Here is a 2,742-nt window from a genome sequence, read left to right as displayed (position 1 = left end):
ATCGTGCTCGGCCCCCGGCGGAGAGGTGAGGAAGGCCAGGAACTCCAGCACCGGCCAGGCGAACAGGGCGATTGCGGCGGTCACCCGCCGGAACGTGTCGGGATTCTTCATCATGCGCCCAGCCAACCGTCAACCGGTCCCGGGTCGCATGATCCCCCTCGTCCCGCCCGGCCGGGAGGAATGTCCCGGGCGCCCGGGCCGGGCTCAACGGCGCGGCGGGACGCCGCTCTGCGCGGCGAGCAGTTCGGCGTAAGCGCCGGGCACGGCCATCAGCTGCTCGTGGGTGCCGCGCTGGACGATTCGGCCCGCGTCGAGGACCAGGATGAGGTCAGCGTCCCTGACCGTGCTGAGCCGGTGGGCGATGACGATCCGGGTCTGGGACAACCAGGCCAAGTTGCCCTCGACGACGGCCTCGGTGGCACTGTCGAGGTTGCTGGTGGCCTCGTCGAGCAGGAGAACCTCGGGCCGCGACAGCACGGCCCGTGCCAGGGCCAGCCGCTGTCGCTGGCCGCCGGACAGGCTGCCGCCCTCGACCAGCACGGTGTCGTACTTCATGGGCATGGCCATGACGTCGTCGTGCAGCGCGGCCAGCTCTGCCGCCGCGACGACGCGCTCCATGGGGGCGTCGGGGTCGTTGAACGCGATGTTCTCCCGGATGGTGCCGTTGAACAGGGACGGGTCCTGGGTCACGACGCCGAACCGGCAGCGCAGGGTGCGCAGGTTGAGCTCGCTCACGGGCACGCCGTCGTAGCGGATCTGTCCCTCGGTCGGGGTGTGCAGCGCGAGCAGGAGCCGGGCCAGCGTGCTCTTGCCGGAGCCCGACGCGCCGACCAGCGCGACCTTCTGGCCGGGGCTGATCGACACCGTCACGCCCCGTAGCGTCCAGGGACCGCGGGGGTCGTGGCGGAAGCCGACGCCGTCCAGCTCGATGCGGCCGCGCAGGCGCCGCACCTCGATGCCCTCGCCGGGTTCGGGAACGGCGATGAGAATGTCGGAGAGCCGGTCGAAATGGGCGCCCGCGAGCTGGAAGCTCTGGAGGCTGCTCATCAGCGAGCCGAGCGGGGTCAGCGCGGCCATGGCAAGGGCGTTGAGCGCGACCAGCGCTCCGGCTGTGAGGTCTCCGTCGAGGACCCGCCAGGCGCCGATCCACAACAGGCCGAGCGGTGTGATCACGCGGATCGCGGACACGGCCGCGTCTAGGAGGCCGTGGGTGAGACCGGCGCGCACGTCCGCCCGGAGCTGCCGGGCGAACTGGTCGGACCACCGGCGCGCCGCCCGGTGCTCCGCGCCCGACGCCTTGAGCGTTTCGATACCGGCGATCGTCTGGATGAGCGTGCCCTGCGTCTTCGCCTCGGCTGCCAGTTCCTGCTGCGTCAGCAGGTGGACCCGCCGGGAGGTGAGCGCCAGGAGCAGCGACTGAAGCACCACGACGCCGGTGAGCGCCGCCCCGAAGACCGGGTCGCGGACGGCGATCAGCACCAGGTACCCGATGGCGAGTGGCCCGTCGAGGATCGCGGTGACGATCTGGCCGGTCAGCAGCTCGCGCAGGGTGGACACGCTCGCGGCGCGGGTCACCAGGTCGCCGGTGCCCCGCCGGGTGAAGTACGTGTAGGGCAGGGCCATCAGGTGGCCGATCACCCCTTCACTGAGCTCTCGGTCGGCGCGGGCGCGCAGGGACACGAGCAACGCCGCCCGCAAGCCGCCCAGGACGAGCTGTGCCGCCCCCGCGACGAGCACCGCTACCCCGAGCAGGGGCAGGAGGCCGCCAGCACGTTGCGGCAGGACCGTGTCCAGCAGGATCTCGGACAGCAGCGGCAAGGCCAGGCCGATCAGTTGCAGCAGCAGCGAGGCCGCGATGACCTGCGCCAGCAGCCCACGCCTGCGCCGGAGCATGGTCCGCACGAACTGTCGCCGCCAGGCGTCGGCCGGCGACGGGCCGCGCCGGAATCCCGCGCCCGGTTCGAAGAGGAGCAGGACGCCGGTGAAGCCCGCCGCGAACTCCGCCTGGGTCAGCCGTCGCCGCCCCTGGCCGGGGTCGACGAGGTCGACGCGGCCGGCGGCCCAGCGCTCGACCACCACGAAGTGGTTGGATTCCCAGTGGGCGATGGCCGGGAGCGGCGCACGGGCGACCTCGCCGGGGGCGAGCCGGAGCGCCTTGGCGGCCAGTCCGTGCTCGCGGGCGCCCGCCACGACGGCGCGGGCGCTGAGGCCGTCCCGGCCGACGCCGAGGCGCTCCGACAGCTCTGTGACCGTCGTCCGGTGGCCGTGATGGCCCAGGACCATGGCCAGGCATGCCGCCCCGCACTCGGTCTGCGTGTTTTGGAGCACTACCCGCAGCCGGCTCACCGGACGCCCGCGATCAGTACCGCCACCACCCCGCCCGCCGCCGGCACCGCCACCGCGAGCCAGAGCAGAGCGAACGACGGGCCACGGCGATCGGGCGCGGTCACAGCCAGTGCCATTCGACGTCGGCCTTGGCCCGCAGTCCGGCCAGGTACTCCGCAAGGCCCGCGCGACCGGCGGCGGCGAGGGTGCGCGGGTCGGCGGGGTCGGCGGGACGGCGTTCGCGGACGACGCCGAGCAGGTGACTCCTCCCGTACGGGACCGGCCCGACGACGGTTCCGGCGGGGGCGGTGCGCAGCGGTTGGGGCAGGTCGAGGGCGGGGCCGTCGGCGGTGGTGACGGTGATCCGGTCGCGGCCGGCGAGCGCCCGGGTGAGGGCGGCGACGGGGTCGGGGGCGC

At 73.6% G+C, this 2,742-nt stretch carries 2 protein-coding genes; both read right to left on the bottom strand.

Annotated elements, in window-relative coordinates; all coding sequences use genetic code 11:
- Nucleotides 1–204: 204 nt before the first annotated feature.
- Nucleotides 205–2,328, bottom strand: coding sequence for a peptidase domain-containing ABC transporter (locus AB0G11_RS48855; RefSeq protein WP_357594153.1), 2,124 nt, complete (start codon nucleotides 2,326–2,328; stop codon nucleotides 205–207).
- A gap of 118 nt (nucleotides 2,329–2,446) precedes the next feature.
- Nucleotides 2,447–2,742: hypothetical protein (locus AB0G11_RS48850; protein ID WP_357594151.1), on the bottom strand; the 296-nt coding region annotated here is incomplete at its 5' end.

Source organism: Nonomuraea sp. NPDC023979 (assembly GCF_040639085.1).
In the GTDB taxonomy this organism is placed as follows: Bacteria; Actinomycetota; Actinomycetes; order Streptosporangiales; family Streptosporangiaceae; genus Nonomuraea; species Nonomuraea ceibae.
The sequence above is the reverse complement of the archived record's forward strand: the minus strand, read 5'-3'. Positions and strand labels throughout refer to the sequence as shown.